The 19,194-nt window shown below is 70.4% G+C and carries 15 protein-coding genes; 9 read left to right on the top strand and 6 right to left on the bottom strand.

The features are described from left to right. Positions 1-97 precede the first annotated feature (97 nt). Positions 98-748 (top strand): hypothetical protein, encoded by a 651-nt coding sequence (locus ACIBL3_RS15860; protein WP_396354065.1) that lies wholly within the window; start codon positions 98-100, stop codon positions 746-748. On the opposite strand, the gene ACIBL3_RS15855 is transcribed toward ACIBL3_RS15860, so the two are convergent. The 3 genes from ACIBL3_RS15855 to ACIBL3_RS15845 all read right to left on the bottom strand — a co-directional run bounded on the left by ACIBL3_RS15855 (position 724) and on the right by ACIBL3_RS15845 (position 5,585). Next, on the bottom strand, positions 724-3,090 hold the full coding sequence (locus tag ACIBL3_RS15855) for a glycosyl hydrolase (protein WP_396354063.1): 2,367 nt from the start codon (positions 3,088-3,090) through the stop codon (positions 724-726). The two genes, ACIBL3_RS15860 and ACIBL3_RS15855, sit on opposite strands and share 25 nt — an antisense overlap. A gap of 86 nt (positions 3,091-3,176) precedes the next feature. Then, positions 3,177-4,910, bottom strand: coding sequence for an L-aspartate oxidase (locus tag ACIBL3_RS15850; RefSeq protein WP_396354062.1), 1,734 nt, complete (start codon positions 4,908-4,910; stop codon positions 3,177-3,179). 117 nt (positions 4,911-5,027) lie between these two features. Next, entirely contained in the window at positions 5,028-5,585 is a 558-nt protein-coding gene (locus ACIBL3_RS15845) for a GNAT family N-acetyltransferase (RefSeq protein WP_396354060.1), read from the bottom strand. A gap of 182 nt (positions 5,586-5,767) precedes the next feature. Here ACIBL3_RS15845 and ACIBL3_RS15840 point away from each other — a divergent pair, with 182 nt between their 5' ends. From ACIBL3_RS15840 to ACIBL3_RS15830, 3 genes are all read left to right on the top strand, one after another. Beyond that, positions 5,768-6,391 carry a sigma-70 family RNA polymerase sigma factor gene (locus ACIBL3_RS15840; RefSeq protein WP_396354058.1) on the top strand — a complete coding sequence of 208 codons (624 nt, stop codon included), beginning with the start codon at positions 5,768-5,770 and terminating at the stop codon, positions 6,389-6,391. A 59-nt stretch (positions 6,392-6,450) separates the two neighbouring features. Then, a complete protein-coding gene (locus ACIBL3_RS15835; RefSeq protein WP_396354056.1) occupies positions 6,451-9,189 on the top strand; it encodes an ATP-binding protein in 2,739 nt (912 codons plus the stop codon). Positions 9,190-9,252: 63 nt separating this feature from the next. After that, positions 9,253-10,590, top strand: a complete 1,338-nt coding sequence (locus tag ACIBL3_RS15830; RefSeq protein WP_396354054.1) for an NAD(P)/FAD-dependent oxidoreductase — start codon at positions 9,253-9,255, stop codon at positions 10,588-10,590. Here the strand turns inward: ACIBL3_RS15830 and ACIBL3_RS15825 are convergent. Beyond that, positions 10,582-10,911, bottom strand: coding sequence for a hypothetical protein (locus ACIBL3_RS15825; RefSeq protein ID WP_396354052.1), 330 nt, complete (start codon positions 10,909-10,911; stop codon positions 10,582-10,584). The two genes, ACIBL3_RS15830 and ACIBL3_RS15825, sit on opposite strands and share 9 nt — an antisense overlap. Positions 10,912-11,236: 325 nt before the next feature. Between ACIBL3_RS15825 and ACIBL3_RS15820 the strand changes: the two genes are divergently transcribed. Then, positions 11,237-12,676 (top strand): alkaline phosphatase PhoX, encoded by a 1,440-nt coding sequence (locus ACIBL3_RS15820; RefSeq protein WP_396354050.1) that lies wholly within the window; start codon positions 11,237-11,239, stop codon positions 12,674-12,676. Here the strand turns inward: ACIBL3_RS15820 and ACIBL3_RS15815 are convergent. Beyond that, positions 12,664-13,320, bottom strand: coding sequence for a lysoplasmalogenase (locus tag ACIBL3_RS15815; RefSeq protein ID WP_396354048.1), 657 nt, complete (start codon positions 13,318-13,320; stop codon positions 12,664-12,666). The two genes, ACIBL3_RS15820 and ACIBL3_RS15815, sit on opposite strands and share 13 nt — an antisense overlap. Positions 13,321-13,499: 179 nt before the next feature. Between ACIBL3_RS15815 and ACIBL3_RS15810 the strand changes: the two genes are divergently transcribed. Both ACIBL3_RS15810 and ACIBL3_RS15805 read left to right on the top strand, forming a co-directional pair. Next, complete coding sequence (locus ACIBL3_RS15810) at positions 13,500-14,072, top strand: RNA polymerase sigma factor (protein ID WP_396354046.1); 573 nt, start codon at positions 13,500-13,502, stop codon at positions 14,070-14,072. Next, complete coding sequence (locus ACIBL3_RS15805; RefSeq protein WP_396354045.1) at positions 14,069-14,932, top strand: hypothetical protein; 864 nt, start codon at positions 14,069-14,071, stop codon at positions 14,930-14,932. The genes ACIBL3_RS15810 and ACIBL3_RS15805 overlap by 4 nt, the downstream gene beginning before the upstream one ends. On the opposite strand, the gene ACIBL3_RS15800 is transcribed toward ACIBL3_RS15805, so the two are convergent. Next, a complete protein-coding gene (locus ACIBL3_RS15800; RefSeq protein ID WP_396354043.1) occupies positions 14,907-15,995 on the bottom strand; it encodes a mandelate racemase/muconate lactonizing enzyme family protein in 1,089 nt (362 codons plus the stop codon). The two genes, ACIBL3_RS15805 and ACIBL3_RS15800, sit on opposite strands and share 26 nt — an antisense overlap. A 73-nt stretch (positions 15,996-16,068) precedes the next feature. On the opposite strand from ACIBL3_RS15800, the gene ACIBL3_RS15795 reads away from it, so the two are divergent. After that, complete coding sequence (locus ACIBL3_RS15795) at positions 16,069-18,339, top strand: sensor histidine kinase (RefSeq protein ID WP_396354041.1); 2,271 nt, start codon at positions 16,069-16,071, stop codon at positions 18,337-18,339. Then, complete coding sequence (locus ACIBL3_RS15790) at positions 18,315-18,980, top strand: response regulator (protein ID WP_396354040.1); 666 nt, start codon at positions 18,315-18,317, stop codon at positions 18,978-18,980. Before ACIBL3_RS15795 ends, ACIBL3_RS15790 begins: the two co-directional genes overlap by 25 nt. The last annotated feature ends 214 nt before the right edge of the window (positions 18,981-19,194 follow it).

Raw genomic sequence — 19,194 nt, 5'->3', positions numbered from 1 at the left:
CTGACCTATCGACTGTCAACACCCAACCAACGACTCTCGATCGCGCGACAACGTCTTCCACGGGACGGCACGGTGTGGCGGCAGTCACACTCGGGGGATGGGAGAGCTCAGGGATGTTGATGCCGGGAAGACGCATGCGCAGTTTTTGGCGACGGAGCACTGGAGTTTGCTGGCTACGCGGGGGATGACGTGGCAGGAGATCTTCAGCCGGACGGGGACGTACCTGACGGTGCTGTCGGCGGCGGTGGTGGCGTTGTCGCTGGTGGCGAACGCCACCGGGTTCGGGTCCGGGTTCACGACGTTCGCGTTGCTGGTGCTGCCGGTGGTGCTGCTGGTGGGGTTCGGGACGTACTTCCGGCTGATCGAGGCGGATATCGAGGACACCTGGCTGATCATCGGCATGAACCGGCTGCGGCACGCGTACGTCGAACTCGCGCCGGAGCTCGAGCCGTACTTCATCGCGAGCCACCACGACGACCCGCCGGGGATCTGGACGACGTACAGCTTCCGCCGCCGGATCGGGGTGACGCACTGGCTGTCCGGGTCACCGGTCGTGGTCGGCATCATCAACTCGGTCGTCACCGGTGTGCTGGCCGCGGTGATCTGCGAGGCGGCCGGCGCCGGGGACACCGCGCGTACTCTGATCGCCGCCGCCACGGCCCTCGTGACCGTGGTCGTCATCGGGTATCTCGGCCTGCGCAAGGTGCGCGAGGTCTCGCGGAGCTACGAGCCGCGCTTCCCCAGCTGACGCAGCACAATGGTCGGCGGGATGAGCCGTCCGGAGTCCTGGAAGTCGGCCGCGTGCTCGACGTCCTGCAGGTCGAACCGCCGGCCGAAGCGAGCGGTGACCGATTCGACCAACGCGTGCAGGTGCTGGTCGGCTGCCAGGGCGCTCGTCGCCGTGCTGTAGACGACGATCCGCAACGTGTTGGCGCCCGGCCTAGCGGCGTCCGTGATGTCGATCCGGTACGGCGGCGCCCACAGCGTCCCGCACCGGGTCTCGTTCACCCAGACCTCGGCGGCAACCCCGACCGGCGAGGTGATCAACGCCTGGTAGGAATGCTCCGGCAGATAGCCGTCCCGCTCGGCCGGCACCCCGTCGCCGAAGTCCAACACGATCCGGTCGTCGACCGCCGGCAACTCGAACTCGACCTCGTACGACGCTGAGCCTGCAGCAGCGAACCGTGATGGATCGACCTGCCACGCCCCCTCGACCGTCCGCAACGGCACGTCGGCCACCAACCGCTCCTCAGAACCAGCGACCGGCACCAGGACAACAGCCTGATACGGATGCAACGTCACCGAGCTCGACGACGGCCTGATCGCCCCGGTCGCGGCATCCCACAGCTCCACAGACGCAACATCGAGGCTGAACGTCCGCGTCTGGTTGCCCGTGTTCGCGACAAAGTAGAACTCCCCGTCGTCGAGCCGCCGATGCACCACCCCGATGTCCTCCGGCAACCGCTCAGGCAGGCGATCCGCCAACGCCGAGACGTCATCGACCACCACTCCCCCGGCCGCGACCACCGCATGCAGCCACCGCTTGGTCCCCGCCGGCACCGTCGCCTCCGGAGGTACGACGACCAATGAAACGCCGGCCGGTTCGACCACGCCGATCGCGTCGTCGTCGATCAGGTCGAAGTCCAGCCCGGACTCGCGGATCGTCCGCGGGATCTCGGCGCCGATCAACCGCCGTACGGTGCGATAGAGGTTCAAGGACCCAGTGGCGTAGGCATCGGAGGCCGGGACGTACACCTTGACCGGCCGGACCGGGGTGCCTTGCTGAAGCAGCCAGGACAGCCGGTGGAGATAGCCAAAGAGGTCCGGTGCTACGGGCCACCACGGGTTGCGGTCGTCGAGAGCGCCCGCGGCATAGAAGATCCAGCCGACGCCGGGTTCGCCGGTCGGCGAGTACGGCCAGCCGTGGCCGATCAACTGGTTCACGCCGGACAGGAAGTGCTCGTGCGCCTCACCCTTGAGGTCGAGCGGAGTCGCGCGGAACGACGGCGAGTGCACCCAGGTCCAGGCCTCGGCCGAGACGACCGAGCGGCCGTAGATACTGGCCGCCGACGAAGCCCATCGCGTCTCGGGCAGCCGGGTCCATCCCCAGCCCTCCCCCTCGAACAGGTCGGCGTGTCGGTAGCTGCTCACCGTCGCCGGTGGTTCGCCGTACGACTGGATCCGAAACGGTACGTCGTGCGCCGCCGCCCACCGCTGGAAGACGGTGACGAAGTTGTCCTCGTACAGCTCCGACAACGTGCGGTAGAAATCGATGCGGACCTGGGACTCCGTCCGCAGCTCCCACAGCCGCGGCCGCAGGTCGTACCCGCGCCGACGAGCGAACTCCTCGAAGATCGACGGCGTCCAATCGGCTTGGTACACCTCCAGGCTGTCGCAGAAGACCGATCCGACCAGCTCCGGCGTGGCTGCCGCCAGCAGCGGCTCGGCCACCGACCGGATGTGCTCCTCCGCCGCAGCCCTCGAGTAGTGGTCGAGCACGGGCCCCTCGGCACCGGCCGCAGCCCGCTTGACGTTCTGACCGGTCAGCCGCGAGGTCGCGATCAACACCTCGCGCGGCCCGGCGCCCGACGGCACCCGGATCATCCCGTTGCTCACCGCAACTTCGTCGTACGACGAGGGCTGCCCGGCCGACCCGGCTCCGACGAAGGCCGCGACCACCTCGTCACCGGGCCAGGCCGCGACCACGGGTACGTCGTACGCCTCGCCACCGATCTCCCGGCGGTCCCAGCTCAGCCGGCGCGCGGCCAACTCGGGGCCGATGTGGCCGCCGCCGAAGGACCAGCCGCTGCCGAGCGTGAGGTCGAACCGCAGTCCCAGCTCCCGCGCGGTCCGCGCCGCGAACCCCACGTCCTGCAGGAACTTGTCCGACCCGAACGGCGCGTCCACCGAGCTCATCGGATAGACGAACGCGACCTCGACACCACCGAGCCCGGCGGCCGCCATCGCCTGCAACTGGCGCTCGAGCTCGCGCCGATCAACCGCCGGCCCGAACCACCACCAGCGCATCATCGGCCGGCCCTCGGGCGGTGGTGCTGCGAACTGCCGTCGTACGTCGTCCACCGTCGGCACTGGTCCCGACCTCCGCAAGTCTCGGTCCGACCACCCCATCCCGAGACCTTGCGGAGAGTCAACGCCCGTGACCAGTACCGGTCAGGTCACTCGACCAGCTTTCCCTCGGTGGTGATGTCGTCGCGCATCAGCTTGCGAAGCTCCGCGGGGATCGGCGGGATCGCCTCGCGCTCCACCTCGCCCGGCCCGGACCAGACCATGTTCACCTGCAGGGACTCGTCCAGCTCCGGGTAGTCGGAGCGGTTGTGGCAGCCCCTGGTCTCACGCCGTTCCAGGGCCGCGTCCAAGGTGGCGCGGGAGGCCATCGCCGACGACTTCAGGTCAAACGCGTGGGCCAGATCTTGGAAGCCGGCGATGTCGGGGTGGACGCCCATCTTCGTCATCCGATCCTCGATCTCGACCAGCTCGGAGATGCCGGCCAGCAGCCCGGCCTCGTCGCGGACGACGCCGGCGCGGTTCGTCATGGTGTCGCGCAGCGCCCGCTGCAGGGCCCGGACGTTCTCCTCGCCGTCGTTGGCCAGCAGCGTGTCGACCTCGGCGCGGGCCTCGGCGACCGCGTCCGCGGACCGCTCCTGCGACTGCCGGCCGATCGAGTACTTCGCCGCCGCCTCCGCGACGATCCGGCCGAACACCAGCAGCTCGATCAGCGAGTTGCCGCCCAGCCGGTTCGCGCCGTGCAGACCGCTGGCGGCCTCGCCGATCGCGTACAGCCCGTCGACACCGGTGCCGTGGTCGTCGGGACGGACCCACACCCCGCCCATCGAGTAGTGCGCGGTCGGGGCGATCTCGATCGGCTGCTTGGTGATGTCGAGCATCTGCAGCTCGAGCAGCGTCTGGTAGACCCGGGGCAGCCGGCGCATGATCGTCTCCCGCGGGAGGTGCGACACGTCCAGCCAGACCCCGCCGTTCGGCGTACCGCGGCCTTCCATGATCTCGGTGTACGCCGCCAGCGCGACCCGGTCCCGGGTCGAGAGCTCCATCCGCTCGGCGTCGTACCGGGCCATGAACCGCTCGCCGAGGGCGTTGCGGAGTTGGCCGCCCTCGCCGCGCGCCGCCTCGGACACCAGGGTCCCGGCCGCGTTCTCGGGCTCGATCAGGCCGGACGGGTGGAACTGGACCAGCTCAGGGTCGCGGATCTTGCCGCCGGCCAGCACCGCCAGCCGGAACGAGTCACCGGTGTTCTCGTCACGACGGGACGACGTACGGCGCCAGATGCGGGTGTGACCGCCCGCGGCCAGGATCACCGCGTCGGCGTGGATGACGTAGCGCCGCCCGGTGGTCAGGTCGAACCCGTACGCGCCGAACACCTTGTTGTCGCGCACCAGGATCCGGGTCACGTAGACGGTGTCCAGGATCGGCACGCCCAGCTGGACCGCGCGGTTGATCAGCGTCCGCTGGATCTCCAGGCCGGTGTAGTCGCCCGCGAACGCGGTCCGCCGGTAGGTGTGGGCGCCGAAGAACCGCTGCGAGATCCGGCCGTCGGCCTCCCGGGCGAACGGCATGCCGTAGCGCTCGAGGTCCTCGATGCCCCGGGCCGCGCCCTCGGTGACGATCTGGACCGTCTGCGGGTTCGCCAGCAGGTAGCTCTCCTGCAACGTGTCGGCGGCGTGCTGCTGCCAGCTGTCGTCGGGGTCCATCGTGGCCAGCGCCGCGTTGATGCCGCCGGCGGCGAGTGACGTGTGGGCGTCCGAGCGCGGGCGTTTGCCCAGGGCAAGCACCTCGACGCCCTGCTCGGCCAGCTCGATCGCGGCGCGCAGCCCCCCACCACCGGTTCCGATCACCAGAACTGAGGTGGCGATCTGCTGCTCGGTGGTCTTCATCGAATCTCCTTCGACTCGTTTTCGGTGTCACACCTGTTGGACTGTTCAGGTGACACAGTTAGGACAGCTCAGGACGGCGGTCTGTGACTGTCACTCCGGTCACAACCCGGCTGTCTGTCACGTCTCACTCGCCTGCTCCTGGGCGTCGGCGTGGTACGCCAGGTCATAGTGCCGGATCCGGTAGAGGTTGAGCTGCTGACCGTGGTACTGGTCCGTCTCGCCGATCAGCTCCATCCCGATCCGCTTCGCGGTCCCGGCGGCGCGGGCGTTCGTCGGGCCGACCAGGGCGAACAGTTCGTCGACGTCGGTGTGGTGCATCGTCCAGTCGGCGACCGCGGCTCCGGCTTCCGCGGCATACCCGTGGCCCCACGCCGTACGGGCGAGCTGCCAGCCGATCTCCAGGTCCTCCCAGGGCGCCAACCGGAGCACCGCAGCCCCACCGACCACGCGACCGCTGTCCCGCAGCTCGACGGCCCAGTGCCGCACCGGGGGCACGTCCTCGGCCATCCAGCGGTGCAGGACGTCACGCATCGCCTGCACGCTCGGCACCCAGGTCATTGCTGGGGTCAGCCAGCGGGTCACGTGCTCGTCGCCGTAGATCACCAGCGCGTCGGACGCGTCGGTGTCGCGCCAGGGCCGGATCACCAGTCGCTCGGTCTCGATCCTCGGTTTCATCTCTTCCCTCCGCAGCCGGGTCCCGGGGACTACGCACCTCTGACCACGTAGCCCGGGCCGCTGTGACACGCGGTCCCCACGGGTGACCACGGATCCGACCACGGACTTCCAGGGCGCGACCACCACGGTCCAGGGGCGACGGTGGATCCGTTACCTCGGGGACCGATGAGAGGAGCCGGAACATGAGTGCGCACACCCTGGACCAGGCCGCTTCGGTCTTCTTCGTCGTCCGCCCCCGGCTGTTCGGCATCGCCTACCGGATCGTCGGGAACGCGCCGGAGGCGGAGGACATCGTGCAGGAGGTCTGGCTGCGCTGGCAGCGCACCGACCGGTCGGCCGTCATCGACCCGGCTGCCTTCCTCGCCACCACTACGACCCGGCTCGCGATCAACCTGGTCAAGTGCGCGCGGCGCCGGCACGAGACGTACGTCGCCACCTGGCTACCGGAGGAGAGCGCCTCCGACGGCGACGACCCGCACACCCAGGCCGAGCGCAACGAGTCCATCGACCTCGCCGCCCGGGTGCTGCTCGAACGGCTCTCCCCGGCCGAACGGGCTTCCTACGTACTGCGGGAGGGCTTCGAGTACCCGTACCAGCGGATCGCGGAGAAGCTGCGGATCGGCGCGCCGAACGCCAGGCAGCTGGTGAAGCGGGCCCGCGACCGGCTCGCCTCGGACCGCCGCCGGCCCTTCACCCAGGCCGCCCACAGTCAGCTCGTCCAGGCCCTGGTGTCCGCCTCCCGGGCCGGCGATCTGGCCGATCTTGAAGACTTCCTCACCGCCGGGCTGGCCGAACAGGCCGCGTGAGAGTCCACCCCTCGTGGAAAGCCTGGCTCGTTGTCCTCTGAATGAGAGGATATGGAGCCATGACGGGTGGGACGGAGGGCCTTCGCGGTCGACGCTCGGAATGCGAGTCCCTCGACCGCCTGGTCGCGAACGTCCGGGCCGGCCAGGGCCAGGTCCTGATCGTCCGTGGTGAGGCCGGGATCGGGAAGTCGGCGCTGCTCGAGTACGTGGCCGGCAACGCCGACGGCTGCCGGGTGGCGCACGCGTCCGGGGTCGAGTCCGAGATGGAGCTCCCGTTCGCCGGTCTGCACCAGTTGTGCGCCCCCATGCTCGACCTTGCCGAGCACCTGCCGCCGCCGCAGCGCGCCACCCTGGCCGTGGCCTTCGGCCTGGAGTTCGGCGGGCCGCCGGACCGGTTCCTGGTCGGCGCGGCCGTGCTGAGCCTGCTCGCGGAGGTGGCCGACCGGCAGCCGCTGCTCTGCGTGATCGACGACGCGCAGTGGCTGGACCAGGCCTCGGCCCAAGCGCTGACCTTCGTCGGGCGGCGGCTGTTCGCCGACCGCATCGGGGTCGTGTTCGGGGTGCGGGACCCGGCGACCGCGCCGGAGTGGCGGGGCTTCCCGGAGCTGGTGGTAGGCGGACTCGCCGATGAGGAGGCGGGGGCGCTGCTCGACTCCGTCGTACCTGGGCGGCTGGACGAGCACATCCGGGACCGGATCGTGTCCGAGACCCGGGGCAATCCGCTGGCGCTGCTGGAGCTGCCGCGCGGGCTGACGGCGGCCGAGCTCGCCGGTGGGTTCGAGCGGCCGGATGCGCGTCCGCTGGCGAGCCAGATCGAGCAGAACTTCGCGCAGCGGGTGCAGTTGCTGCCACCGCAGACCCAGCGGCTGCTGCTGACCGCGGCTGCCGAACCGGTCGGCGACGTACCGCTGCTGCTCCGGGCACTCCGGTCGTTGGACATCCCGGTCAACGCGTCCGGACCGGCCGAAGTGGCCGGCCTGATCGAGTTGGGAGCGCGGGTTCGCTTCCGGCATCCGCTGGTCCGGTCGGCGACGTACCGGGCTGCCGTCTCAGCCGACCGTCGCGCTGTCCATCAAGCGCTGGCCGACGCGATCGACCCGACGATCGACCCCGATCGCCGGGCCTGGCACCGCGCCCAAGCGGCCGACCAGCCCGACGAAGCAGTCGCCGCCGAGCTGATCGCCTCCGCCGACCGGGCCCAACGCCGCGGCGGTCTCGCCGCCACGGCTGCGTTCCTGCAGCGGGCCACCGAGCTGACCCCGGATCCGACCACCCGGGCGGGCCGCGCCGTGACCGCGGCCCAGGCCACGATGCGGGCCGGCGCCTTCGAGCCGGCGCTGAAGCTGCTCGTGACCGCCGACGAGTGGTCGCCCGACGAACTGCACCAGGCCACGGTCAACCTGCTCCGGGCCCAAATCGCCTTCGCCTCCGGTCACGGCGCCACCGCCGCACAGTTGCTCCTGGACGCCGCCCGCCGACTCGAGCCGCTCGACCTCCAACTGGCCCGCGACACGTACCTCGACGCGATGATGGCCGCGATGTTCGCCGGAGTGCTCGCCGACGGATCGCCGCAGACCGAGGTCGCCCAGGCCGCTCGCGCCGCGCCCAGGCCGAGCACGCCGCGCAAGCACGATCTCCTGCTCGAGACCCTGGCCGTCTCCTTCACTGACGGTTACCCGGCCGCGGTGCCGCTGGCCCGGGACGCGATCGCAGCCTTCGCCGACGAGAGCCGCGCGGACCCGGGTGACCTGCGCTGGCTCTGGCTGGCGTCCCGCACCGCCGTCGACCTGTTCGACTTCGAGCACTGGGACGTGCTCACTGCGAGGCACGTCCAGCTGGGCCGGGAGCTCGGCGACCTCAGCCAGTTGCCACTCGTCCTCAACTCGCGGCTGCACCTGCACCTGTTCGGCGGCGAGGTCCCGGCCGCCGCCGCACTCCTCGCCGAGATCCGGACGATCGCCGACGCGACGGGCATCGGCCTCGCTCCGTACGGCGCCATCGGCCTGGCGGTCATGCGCGGTCGGGTGGACGAGGCGACTCCCCTGATCGCCGCCACCCTGGAGGAGGTCACGACCCGCGGCGAAGGCGCCGGGATGTCGTACACCCGGTGGGCGAACGCAGTACTCCTGAACAGCATCGGCCGGTATCCCGAGGCGCTCGCGTCCGCCCAGGCGGCGAGCGCCGATCCGAACGATCTCGGAGTCGCCAGCTGGTCACTGCCAGAGCTCATCGAGGCCGCGGTCCGCGCCGGGCAGCGCGAATTGGGGACCGAGGCGCTCGACCGGCTGACCGAGCTGGCCCAAGCCACCGGGACGGACTGGGCACTCGGCCTGCTCGACCGGTCAACCGCCCTGCTGACGCCCGGCCCGGACGCGGAGTCCGGCTATCAATGGGCCATCGACCGACTCGGCCGGACCCGGGTCCGGATGGACCTGGCCCGGTCCCACCTCCTGTACGGCGAGTGGCTCCGGCGAGCCGGTCGACGGCAGGACGCTCGCGCTCAGCTGCGGACGGCGTACGAGATGCTCACCGCGGCCGGTTCGGACGCCTTCGCCGAACGCGCCCGCCGCGAGCTCGCCGCCGCCGGCGAGGCCGTCGACGAGCGAGCCGGCCGGGCCGCGGACGTGCTCACCGCGCAAGAGGCCCACATCGCCGAGCTGGCCGGATCCGGGCTGACGAACGCGCAGATCGGCGCCCAGATGTTCCTCAGCCAGCACACGATCGAGTGGCACCTGCGCAAGGTCTTCACCAAGCTCGGCATCACGTCGCGCCGCCAACTCGGGCCGATTCTTGGGTAAGTCACAAATCGGGCTCCTCAACTGTCTTACCTGTAGACAGACAGAACCAATCGGAGGTCCGAAGTGCGCAGGATCCTTGTGGTCGGCGGTGGGTACGCCGGTTTCTACACGGCGTGGAGGCTGGAGAAGAAACTTCGCAAGGGTGAGGCCGAGATCGTGGTCGTCGATCCCCGGCCCTACATGACCTACCAGCCGTTCCTTCCGGAGGTGCTGGCCGGGTCGATCGAGGCTCGCCACGCGGCCATCTCGCTGCGGCGCAACCTGCGCCACAGCAAGGTCGTCGCCGGCTCGGTCACCAAGATCGAGCACGCCCGCAAGACGGTCACCATCCACCCGGTCCAGGGCGCCGACTTCGAGATGCCGTACGACATCATCGCGGTGACCGCCGGCGCGGTGACCCGGACGTTCGCGCTGCCCGGCGTGACCGAGCACGCGATCGGCATGAAGCACGTCGAGGAGGCCGTCGCGATCCGCGACCGCCTGCTCACCGCCTTCGACGAGGCCTCGGTGCTCCCGCCCGGTCCGGACCGCGAGCGGCTGCTGACGGTCACCTTCGTGGGCGGCGGCTTCGCCGGTGTCGAGGGCTTCGCCGAGCTCCTCTCGCTGGCCAACGGGCTGCTCAAGTCCTACCCCGAGCTGACCCGCGACGACCTGCACTTCCACCTCGTCGAGGCGACGAAGCGGATCCTGCCGGAGGTCGGCGACCGCCAGGCTCAGTGGGTCCGGGACAAGCTCGAGCGCCAGGGCGCGCGGGTCCACCTGGAGACCACGCTGGTGTCGGCCGCGGACGGCCGCGTGCTGCTGTCCGACGGTACGGCGTTCGACTCGGACCTGCTCGTCTGGACGACGGGCAACGCGGCGACCCGGCTGGTCCGCAGCCACACCGACCTCCCGGTCACCGAGCGCGGCCTGATCCAGACCCGCGCCGACCTGCGGGTCGGCACCGAGGACGAGTTCGTACCGGACGCCTGGGCAGCCGGCGACGACGCCGCGATCCCCGACCTCGCGGCGGCGCCTGGAATGCTGACGGTGCCGAACGCGCAGAACGCCGTACGGCAGGGGAAGCTGCTGGCGAGGAACCTGCTCCGGTCGCTGCGTGGGCGCAAGCCGAAGCAGTACCTCCACCACACCCTCGGGGCGGTGGCGACGCTGGGGCTGGGCCGCGGGATCTTCCAGTACAAGCGGATCGTCGTGAAGGGTCTGCTCGCCTGGCTGATGCACCGCGGGTACCACGTGCTGGCGGTGCCGACCTGGGACCGGAAGGTGCGGGTGCTGGCCGTCTGGGTGGCCGCCCTGTTCTACGGCCGCGACATCGTCTCGCTGGCCTCGGTCCAGCGGCCCCGCGACGCGTTCGTCAACGAGGCCGACGTACCGGTGCTGGAGTCGTCGCGCTCAGCGTGACGGGTTCTCGCAGAGGAACGGCGGGCGCGTGCCACCGGAGTGGTAGTGGTACTGCTTGCCGCCCGCCTCGAGGACGACGCGGGAGCCGTTGACAAGCGCCTGGGTATAGCGCATCCCGGGCTCCGGGCAGCCGAGACTGCCGTCGGGCCAGGTGACCTCGCTGGAGCTCACCACAGTCACCTGGCCCGCGTCGACACCGAGCCGCTTGACCAGATCCGCCTTGGCCAGCTCCACCGGCCCGGCCGCGGGGCCGTCTGTGGGGCCGCCTGTCGGGGGCGGCGTACTCGGGTCTGGTGTGTTGCTGCTCCCCGTCGAGGGCATCGGTGGTCCTTCCGTCCCGGATTCATTGCCACACGCAACCAGTAGCGCCGCCACCGCGACGGCGACGGCCGGCCCGCTGAACCTTCGCATCCACATCACCTCCCACTATGGACGACGGACAGGGGCGGATCGTTGCAGCCCCCTCCACCGCCCGCCGATCGGAGCGAGGCGGTTGTTGTTCACTCGACCTCCACCACCCGCCGAGCGCAGCGAGGTGGTTGTTGTTCAGATGTTTTGTTCTTTTGATGTTTGCCGGGTGTCGGCCGGGCGCGGGCAGGATCGCCTGGGGCCGCCCGCCCGCCTACGCACCAAGGAGCAACCAGTCATGTCCGTTGACCGCCGTTCCGTCCTCCGGGGAGCCGCCGCCGGCGCCGCCGGGGTCGGGTTCGCCACCGTCGGCACCGTGCCGTCGCTCGCCGAGGCCACGCCCGGCCCGAAGCACGCGCCGTTCCCGGCGCACCGCCCGTTCCCGCCGCTGCTGGACGACGCCGCCGGCCTGCTCGCGCTGCCGCCCGGCTTCCGGTACAAGATCGTCACCAAGGCCGGCGAGACCAAGCTCAAGACCGGCCAGCCGACCCCCGGCGCGCACGACGGCACCGCGGTCTTCCGCGGCGACCGCGGCCAGTACCTGCTGATCCAGAACCACGAGATCGGCAGCGCCAACGCACTCGGTGTCCCGCCCGTCGAGGGCACCGTGTACGACGCGGGCGTCGGAGCGGCCGGTGGCTGCACGGTCATCTCGGTCGACAAGGACGGCGCGAACCTCGGTGAGTGGGTCGGCATCTCCGGCACCCTCACCAACTGCGCCGGCGGCCACACCCCGTGGGGCACCTGGCTGACGTGTGAGGAGACCGAGTCCAAGGCCAACGGCACCACCCGGCTCAAGGACCACGGCTACGTCTTCGAGGTCTGGGGCGACGGCAAGACCGCGCACCCGGTCCCGCTGAAGGCGCTCGGCCGCTACGCCCACGAGGCGCTCGCGGTCGACGAGGACCGCGACCACATCTACCTGTCCGAGGACGCCTCCGGCCCGAACGGCCTGTTCTACCGCTGGACCGCGCCGCGCGGCTACAAGCTCGGCCCGAACAGCTGGCAGGACCTCGCCGACGTCGACTTCGGCACCCTCGAGGCGATGGCGATCCTCGGTGACGACGGCAAGCCGATCCCGGACGTGGCCTACCTGACGTCCGCGCAGCTGCTCCGGCCGTTCCGGGTCGCCTGGGTGCCGGTGCCGGACCGGGACGCGGTCTCGGTCTCATGCCGCAAGCAGCTCGCCGACGGCACGGTCACCCGGGGCAAGAAGTTCGAGGGCGTCTTCGGCACCGACCAGGGTGTGTACGTCGTGAACTCGTACGCCGAGTCCGGCACCGCCGACCTGCCCGCCGACGCGGTCCCGCACGACGGCATGGTGTGGTTCTACAACTACCAGGCCCGGACCATCCAGCTGGTCACCTACTTCCCGGAGAACGCGGCCGCCGACAAGGGCGCCGAGGCGCGGTACGACGACTACAACTTCGACAGCCCGGACAACGTCACCGTGACCCCGTGGGGCTCGCTGGTCCTGGCCGAGGACGGCAACGCCTCGAGCCACGTGCTCAGCTCGACGCCGGGCGGCCCGACGTACGCGATCGCCCGCAACATGCTGAACGACTCCGAGTTCACCGGCCCCGCCTTCTCCAACGACGGCAAGGTCCTCTTCGTCAACCTGCAGTCCCCCGGCATCACCTTCGCCATCACCGGCCCCTGGCGCGACTACCTCGGCTGAGCCGTACCGACATCGAGAGGGCCGTCCGGTGGGCGGCCCTCTTGTTGTGCGCCGGAGGCGAGGAGGTATTGGCCGACGGCGTACGTCGACATCACCAGGGCGCCGCGGCCGCGGAAGTCGCGGCCGGCGAGGCGCATCGCGATCAGGGCGTCGGAGATGAGGAAGAGGGTGCCGCCGAGGCCGCTGCGCGGGTTGTGCCAGCGCGAGGCGATCGCGGTTGCGGTGAGCAACAGCGCGTACGCCGCGACCGGAACACGCTGGCCGCCCAACCCGGGAGCCAGGACCGCGACCAGAGCTGCCCACAGAGCGCCGTACGCCGCAACGACTCGCCACGACCGTTGGCCGGGCTGGGTCAGGAAGACGGCCAGGTAGCAGGCGTGAGCCGCGGCGAAGGCGGCGATCCCGGCCAGTTGCAGGTCCGTCTCCAGCAGGATGTCACCGGCGGCAGACGCCAGCAGCGCGGCCTGGATCAGCGGTGACGCCTTCTCGGTCCGCGCCCAGGACAGCAGCAGCGGCATCAGCGACACCTTGCTCGCCTGCTTCAGCGCCTTCACGTCACAGGCGACGGCGACCACCTGCACCACGGTCGCGCCCCAGTACGCCGCCAACCGCCGCCGCCCGCTCGCCAGTCGCCCCAGTCCCATGTCGCGAGTCTCCCGCACGGTCGGTGAGCGCCTGGTGAAATCGGTGGGAACCTTCCGCGTTCGCTCGACACAAGTCAGGTGCAAGGCAGCCTTGACGAAGCGATCGGAGCGCGGATGCGCGGCAGTACCTGTGGAAATAGCTCGTGAGCGGACTTCAGGCCGTGCAGGATGGCCTCATCATGTCGACGATCTCGGACCGGGGCCTGTGGGAACGGGCCACCAGCGGCGACTCCGAGGCGTTCGGCCGGCTGTACGACCGGCATGCCCGGGCAATCTACAACTTCCTGTACCGGCGGACCGGCTCCTGGAGTGACGCCGAGGACCTCACCTCGACCGTGTTCCTGCACGCGTGGCGCCGCCGTACCGACGTCGTCCTGGACCGGGACTCCGCGCTGCCGTGGCTGCTGCGGACCGCGGACTACACGGTCCGGAACGCCTGGCGCGCCAAGCTGCGCAACCGCCGCGCGCTGTCGGCCGCGCGCCAGCTGGTCGAGCACGTCCGTGACCACGCCGACGACGTCGCCGGGCGGCTCGACGACGACCGGCGGATCCAGCAGGCCCGCGCCTCGCTGAAGCACCTGCCGGCGCAGGAGCGCGAGATCGTCGAGCTCTGCATCTGGGCCGGCCTCGACCAGCAGGCGGCCGCCGTCGCACTGAACGTCCCGATCGGCACGGTGAAGTCCCGGCTCTCCCGGGCCCGCAAGCACCTGCGCGAGCTCAACCCCTTGTCCTCCGTGGAGCCGCAGTCATGACCATGCCCCCTCCGGAGCGCGACCTCCGCCCCGAGGCCCGCGCCCGCCAGCGCGCCGAGCTGATCGCCATCGTCGAGCAGGACTCGGCCACCACGCCACAGCGCAGGTTCGTCCCTTTGGTCGCCGCCGCGGCCGTGGTCGCGATCATCGCCAGCCTGGCGATCGGTCTGCCCGCGCTGCGACGCGACAACAGCCAGCCCGCGGTCAGCGGCAACCCCCAGCCCGTCAGCGTCGAGCCGTTGAGTGCCGCTGACAAGTCCAGGTACGGCAAGATCTGCTTCGCCCGCAGCCGGACAGCCTTGATCAAGCAGCGCGAGGGCTACCAGGTGGTCGACGGGTTCAGGGTCACGAACGCACCCGCCAACGCCTTCACCGCCACGTGGGTGATCGTCAAGAACACGACATTCGACGTCTGGACGGCCTGCGGGCTGAACGCCCAGGACCAGCCGATCCAGTCGACGACGAGCGGCGTGGACCAGCCGCTCTACCGCGCGGTGGAGACCCGGATGATCGGCGCCGGCACCTACGCGGCGCACATCACCCGGGTCACCGTGGCCGTCGGCAACCAGCCCCCGGTCGAGGCGGTGCTGCGGCACGGGTTCTTCTTCACCGCGGTCCCGTACGTCCGGGTCCGGGGCCCGCGCACCGACGCCACTGCGCTGCCGTACACGATTCACGGGTACGACGCCACCGGAAACCTGGTGTACACCAGCCCGAAGACCGACGGCGAGTGGCGGGCCCAAGGGGCAACCTGCTACGTCGGGCCGGACGGCAAGCTCGTGGTCTGGATGAGCGACAAGCCGCATCCGGACCCGGCGAGCTGCCGCCGCAGCTTCATCTGGAACTACCTGCCAAAGTGATGCCGAAGCCTGGCCGGTCGGACAGGTCGAGGTAGCCGTCGGACAGCTGGTAGCCGTCCCCGTCGGTGCCGAGGATGTGACCGGGGACGCCCTCGACGATGGGGACGTTCCCGAGTCCGGCCGCGATGTGGGCGGCGTACAGGGTCTTGAGCGGCGCGCCCCACGCGTGCGGTGAGCCCTCGGCGGACGCGGCCTTCAGCTGTGGCATGAACCGGCGCCACGCGGTGAGGCCGTAGCCGACCGCATCCATCAGCGCGACGTCGACCAGGCCGGCCTCGGCGAGCCGCAGGATGTAGGCGGCGTCCGGGTCGAACTCGCCGTCCGCGACCCGCGGTCGCCACGGCAGCGTGGCCAGGTGGTCGCGCAGGAACTCGAGGTCCTCGCGGCGCTCGGCGAACACCTCCTCGATCCAGTACAGGCGGCAGTCCGAGACGGCTTCCAGGTACGACGTGAGCGCGTTGACGCTGAAGCCGTCGTTCGGGTCGACCAGGATCTCCGCGTCCGGGTAGAGCTCACGGGCGAGCCGGGTCACCTCGATGTCCCGGTCGAGGCCGGCCTGGTACGGCATCCACCGGTACCCGCGGCCGAGCTTCAGCTTGAAGTCGCGGAAGCCGAACTCGTGGTCCTGCGCCAGGTTCTGCTTGATCGCGGTCGGCCCGGCCGGCGCGTCCTCCGGGTCGAGGTCGTCCAGGTAGATCCCACCGCTGTAGCACCGCACCTTGGCCGGCCCCGCACTTCCGAGCATCGCGTACACCGGCACGTCGAGAATCCGCGCCGCCAGATCGTGCAACGCGTAGTCCAGAAACTCCGCCGCCGGCTCGATCACCCCGTGATCCGGATCGATCAGCCCCGCCAGGTTCCGCCCGATCACCCCACTCGGATCCCCCACGGACAGCGGCAGCCCCCACCCGACCGCGCCCCGATCCGTCTCCACCACGTACGCCGTCTCACGTCCGCCCCGCCCGTGCTGCCCCCGAAACGAGTTCCGCCCCACGTCCCGGATGTACTCCGACCCCACTTCCGCCGTACCGATCCCACTCACCACATGCCGCGACAGACTCATCCGTCCTCCGTTACATCGTTGTCATAGCCGTCGAGTGGTAACGGTATTACCCAGATCGGGCGATAATTCTCCGGTGCCTCCAGGTGCCGGCGATGCCACGCGGTTGCTGGATCGGTTGGCGTTGCGTTATGCGGCCGTTGTGCACGGGGCGGTGGGGGTGTCGTGCGGGCTGGTCGGCTTGCTGAGTGCGGAGCCGGCGATGCGGTGGCGGGCGGCGGGGCTGGTCGCGCTCGTGATCGGGTGGGGTGGCTTCTACAGTTGGCGGCTGCTTCGGGGTACGGCGACCTGGCTGGTGGTCGCGGACGTCGCGGTGGTGGCGTTCGTCGCGATGAATCTCGAGGTGACCGAGCGGCTGGAAGTGCTGGCGGTCGGCGCCGGGTGGGTGATCAGCTGGGCGAGCTTCGTGTGCGTGTCGTACCAGCTGCACACCTCGGTCCGCTTGGGCTTCGGTGCGACGGTGGTCGTCGACCTCGCCGTGGCGGTCGGGGCGTGGCGGGCGGCTCCGCAGTACTGGCAGGGCTGGGTGGTCGGCCTTATCTGGTTGCTCGTCTCGGCCGGGTTGTCCCGCTGGCTCTGGGTGCTCGTACGTCGTGGCGGCACACTGGCAGACCAGGCCGCTGAGGAGACCTCGCGGGTACGGCGGGAACGCGAAGTAGCGACCGCGGTCCGCGCAGACGAGCAACGGGCAGTCCGGATGCTGCACGACACCTCGTCGACCACCCTGCTGATGATCGGCGCCGGGTACGTTCGCCCGACCGACGACTGGCTGCCGGAGCAGGCCGCCCGGGACCTCGCCGCTCTGTCCCGAGTCCCGGAAGTCCTGCCCTCCAAGGTAGACCGCGACCTCGGCGACGCGCTGGCAGCCGTCATCGAGCGCAGTCCGTTGAGCATCAGACTCGAAGGCGACAGCCACCTCTCCCTCCCCGGCGACGTGGTGGCCGCGTTGGCAGACGCTGTCCACGAGGCGCTGACCAACGTCTTGCGCCACTCCGGCCGCCGTACGGCGACTTGCCGGGTCAGTCGGCCGAGCGACGCCGTACAGGTCGAAGTGATCGACGACGGCACCGGCTTCCGCGGTACGGCGGACGCCCGCCGCGGGATCACGCACTCGATCGTCGAGACCATGCAGGCGGTCGGCGGCACGGCGAGCATCGAGTCCCAGCCCGGGCGCGGCACGGTCGTTCGCCTTGACTGGCACGCAGAACGCCGACCCGAGCCGACCGACGAGGCAGCAGTCTGGCAAGCGGATCTGGCCGGTTCGACCGCCAGCGGTCTGCACCGCCAACTGCGCCTTGCCACCTTGATCATCACGGCGGCCGTGCTGTTCCTGCTCGCGCCTGCCGCGCTGTTCAGCAACCTCTCCGAATACCGCTCGCTCGGCATCCAACTGATCGCATTCGGCCTGTTGTCGCTGGTGTTCGTCACCGGGGCGATCCTGTTCAGGCGCAACCTCGGCTGGGGCCGGTGGCGGTGGGCTGCGATCGCCGTGATCGCCACAGCCGGCCTGCTGAGCGCCTCCGGCGTCGAGCACACTGCACACGCCCTGGCCAGCAACTGGTTCGTCGGTACGGCGCCTTGGCTCGCCCTCGTCGTACTCGGTGAACGGCTCAAGGAAGTCGTCGCCGTCCTCGCGATCAATCACCTGATAGCGATCGGGCGGATGCTGTTGCTGCCGGTCAACGGCATCGTGACGGGCTATCTGGCGGGCATGATCACCAGCGCGGGCTACCCGCTCGCAGTCGCGGTCGCCACCTCACTGCTCGCCTCACTCGCCCAGCAGGCGGCGCAGCAACGGCGGGACGCGGAGGAGGTCCGCATAGCCGAGCAACTCGCGACGCAGACCCACGAGAGCCGCCAGCGGCGCTATGCCGAGCTGTCCGCGACGGCAGGCCCGCTACTCGCCGGCCTGGCCGATGGAACGCTTGATCCACAAGACGAATCGGTACGGCGCCGATGCGCGATCGAGGCCGCGCGGATGCGCCGGATCTTCGCCGAGTACGACGAGACACCCGACCCCCTGCTGCACGAGCTCCGCGCCTGCGCGGACCTCGCGGACCGCCGCGGCGTACTCGTCACGCTTGCCACCGCAGGGACCTGGTCAGCTCCCCCACTGCAGGTCCGGCGTGACCTGACCGAGGCACCGCTGATGCTGCTCGCAACAGCCGCCAGCCAGGCCCGGATCACCGTGTCGTCGATCGACGGTTCGCTCGCGGTGAGCGTCGTGGCCGACGCGCCCGATCTCGACGTACCGCTACCAGTCGATCACAATGTGCATCTGAGTACGACGCGGTTCGACGGGCTGCTCTGGGTGGAGGCGCAGTGGGCAAGCCGATCATCGCGGTGATCGTGGAGGATCATCCGGCGACCACAGCCGGGGTCCGGGTGTGGTGCGCGGCTGCCGTCCCGCCGATCGAGCTGATCGACGTCGGCGACCGGCTCGCCGAACTGTGGACCGGACCGGCCGCCTCGGCCGACGTGGTCATCTTCGACCTGCACCTCGACGACCGCGACGGCCGGATCCCGGTCCCCGAGTACGGCGCCCTGACCGAGCTGGTGGACGCCGGCCGCTCGGTCATCGTGTACTCGTCGAGCTCGAACCCGGAGACGATCACGCACTGCATGAGCCTCGGCGTCGACACCTACCTGACCAAGCACGAAGGGCCGGAACACCTGGTCCCCGCGATCGTCAAGGCGGCCGCTCATCTACCGCACACGGCGCCCACTCTGGCCGGCGCCATCCAGGCCGACCAACGGGTCCGGCTCAGCATGCAGGAGCGGGACGCGTTGCGGGCCTGGTTCCAGACCGGCTCGAAGCAGCTCGCTGCCCAACGGCTCGGCGTCAGCGCCCGCACGGTCGAGACCTACATCGACCGGGCCCGGATCAAGTACGCGAACCTCGGCCGCCCGGCGGGCAGCATCGCGGCCCTGATCCGCCGCGCCCTCGAGGACCGCGTCGTCACGGTCGAGGATCTGGCCACCGAATAAATGCCCGGGATTTCCCGGACCCACTTCCGTCCCGGCTCCACCTACCGTTCGAACCAAGGGCGAACTCCTCTCGCCCAGGTTGTGCGGGGGGTGGCGCACTGCCGGTCAGCACAGGGGGACCGACCAGGCAGTGCGCCGACCGGCGCACCCGTTCCGATGGCTTCTGGCGACCCCGCGAGGCGGGATGCTAGGTCGGCAGAAGTCGGCCGGACGG

The organism is Kribbella sp. NPDC050124 (assembly GCF_044460355.1).
GTDB lineage: Bacteria > Actinomycetota > Actinomycetes > Propionibacteriales > Kribbellaceae > Kribbella.
Note: the sequence above shows the minus strand (reverse complement) of the source record. Positions and strands in the feature narration are given on the sequence as shown.